The organism is Anaerovibrio sp. (genome assembly GCF_024697385.1).
Taxonomy (GTDB): domain Bacteria; phylum Bacillota; class Negativicutes; order Selenomonadales; family Selenomonadaceae; genus Anaerovibrio.
Genome location: NZ_JAILFV010000142.1, coordinates 1 through 2,779, shown reverse-complemented (window position 1 = coordinate 2,779; position 2,779 = coordinate 1). Strand labels below are relative to the sequence as shown.

Here is a 2,779-nt window from a genome sequence, read left to right as displayed (position 1 = left end):
TGAGGCAGGAATAAAAACTACCTGCTTTATTTCCCCCATATTTCCAGGGATAACTGATGTGGAAGCCATTGTTGAGCAGGCAAAGGACAGATGCAATCTGGTATGGCTGGAAAATCTCAACCTTCGTGGAGATTACAGGGTAACCATCAGAAACTGGATACATGAAAATCACCCCGAACTTGATGAGCTGTATTATCAGATTTATTCAAGGAAAAGCAGGGAGTATTGGAATGAGCTTGACAGCAAGCTCAGACAGTACGCAGAGGCCAATGAGATGCCATATATGAGAGCGGAGGATTCCCAAATGTCTGATTTTGGCAAGCCTCCAGTCATGGTCAATTATTTTTATCATGAAGAAGTGAAGAAAAGTGCACAGAAAAAAGTCCGGTCCGCCCCTTGATTTGCTTCGGCAGGAATATAGCCTGTTTTTTATCAAATGTGTAGAAATGAAAGACTTAACTGTGCAGGATAACTATATTTTTGGGAGGTTGAAGGATGGTTAACAAGGTGGAATTTTCAGCGGGAGGAAAGCCTGTTTTATTTTATGGACAGGAGCGCAGGGCACCCTTGGTTATCCTCCATACAGTACAGGGTGAAGGCGAAAAGGTATATCAGGTGCTGTCGGAAATGACCCAGGCAGAATTCTCCTTTGCTGCCATTGATGGATTGAACTGGGATGATGAAATGTCTCCTTGGCCCATACCCCCGCTGTCAAAAAATGATACTCCCTGTACAGGTGGTGCCGATGCCTATCTGGATAAGCTGGAGGACGAGATATTGCCAGGTATATTGAAGTATTTGCCCCATAAGCCATCGTATATTGCCTTGACGGGATATTCACTGGCGGGGCTGTTTGCCCTGTATGCAGCATACCGGGCCGATGCTTTTTCACGGTTGGCCTGTGTATCCGGCTCCTTTTGGTATCCTGATTTTATACAGTATGTAGAAGGTCATATTATGTGCAGGAAACCGGACAAACTGTATTTTTCCCTGGGGGATAAGGAGTCCAGGACCAGGAATAAGGTGTTGAAGCCTGTGGAGGATAACAGTCGGTATTTGGCAGATTATTACAGCCGGCAAGGTATAGAGACGATTTTTGAGCTCAATGAGGGCAATCATTTCTATCATGGTGCAGAGCGGATGGCCCGCGGTATTGCCTGGATTCTTGAAGAATAGCTGACATATTTTGGTGAAAGAAGATAAATTGGAATGGAACAGACATCTTTGTTTAGTAAAGCCGTACCAGAGCCATTGGCGGCGAGAATTCGCCCCGGGACAATAGAGGAAATTGCTGGGCAGGAGCATTTATTGGGAAAGGGTAAGGTCCTACGGAGGCTGATTGAGCAGGACAGCATTTCTTCAATGATTTTTTGGGGACCTCCCGGGGTAGGTAAAACTACCCTGGCAGGTGTGATAGCCAAGATGACTAAAGCCCGGTTTATTAATTTTTCGGCGGTGACCAGTGGCATCAAGGAAATACGGGAGGTCATGAAAAAGGCGGAAAGCAACCGGCTATATGGTGAGAAGACCATAGTTTTTGTTGATGAGATACATCGCTTTAACAAGGCCCAGCAGGATGCCTTTCTTCCTTTTGTGGAAAAGGGCAGCATTATACTTATTGGCGCTACTACAGAAAACCCATCCTTTGAGGTGAACGGAGCGCTTCTTTCCCGTTGCAAGGTTTTTGTCCTGAAGGCTCTCACGGAGGATAATATAGCAGGACTTCTGCGGCGTGCCCTAAGTGATGAGCGGGGCTTTGGTGGACAAAAGGTCAGGATAGCAGATGAACTGCTGTTAAAATTGGCGTCATTTGCCAATGGTGATGCCCGTAAGGCATTGTCTATACTGGAAATGGCAGTTCTGAATGCCCAGGTCGGAGAAGATGGAATCGAAGTTACCGGAGAAAATATAGAGCAGTGTACTTCCCGCAAACTGCTGTTATATGATAAGGATGGCGAGGAGCATTATAATATAATTTCGGCCCTGCACAAATCAATGCGTAACTCCGATCCTGATGCGGCAGTTTATTGGTTGGCGAGAATGCTTGAGGGTGGGGAGGATCCATTGTATGTGGCCAGGAGAATCACCCGGTTTGCCAGTGAAGATATTGGACTGGCTGATCCACGGGCCCTGGAAATTGCAGTGGCAGCTTATCAGGCCTGTCATTTTATTGGTATGCCGGAGTGCACGGTGCATTTGACCCAGGCCGTGGTTTATATGGCTCTGGCACCTAAATCAAATGCCCTTTATGTGGCCTATGGCATGGCCCGCAAGGATGCGGAGGAGAGACAGGCTGAACCGGTACCTCTTCATTTGCGGAATGCTGTGACCAAACTGATGAAGGAACTGGATTATGGCAGGGATTATCAATATGCCCATGATACTGCTGAAAAGCTGACCAATATGGAATGCCTGCCGGAAGACTTACGGGGCAGGAGCTATTACCATCCTACCAATGAAGGGCTGGAAGGTCGATTTGCACAGCGTCTTAAGGATATTAAGACCTGGAAGGGAAAACACAGAAAGGACACCAAATAGTGGTAGGTGGAGGAAAATAAATCCCGGCAGGTATAGCTTTTTTCGCGGACTGAAAAGCTGATAAATTGCTAATTGGAATATTTTTCTTGACAAACCTTTGGGATTGTTGTTTAATACAAACAAGTTCAAAATTAATACTGAACAAACCTATGATGTGGAGATCAAGCAAAAGGGGCACTCACAGAGAGTCCGGGCAGCTGGGAGCCGGGCAGAACGCTGATTTGTAAATGGACCACAGAGG

2 protein-coding genes and 1 pseudogene are annotated in these 2,779 nt (G+C 46.4%); all 3 read left to right on the top strand.

Annotated features, from left to right (window positions below):
• Positions 1–400, top strand: a pseudogene (locus K6C05_RS08080) (radical SAM mobile pair protein B); the annotation flags it as partial.
• A 95-nt stretch (positions 401–495) separates the two neighbouring features.
• Entirely contained in the window at positions 496–1,176 is a 681-nt protein-coding gene (locus tag K6C05_RS08075) for an alpha/beta hydrolase-fold protein (protein ID WP_296733461.1), read from the top strand.
• Positions 1,177–1,209: 33 nt separating this feature from the next.
• On the top strand, positions 1,210–2,538 hold the full coding sequence (locus tag K6C05_RS08070; protein WP_296733459.1) for a replication-associated recombination protein A: 1,329 nt from the start codon (positions 1,210–1,212) through the stop codon (positions 2,536–2,538).
• Positions 2,539–2,779: the final 241 nt, after the last annotated feature.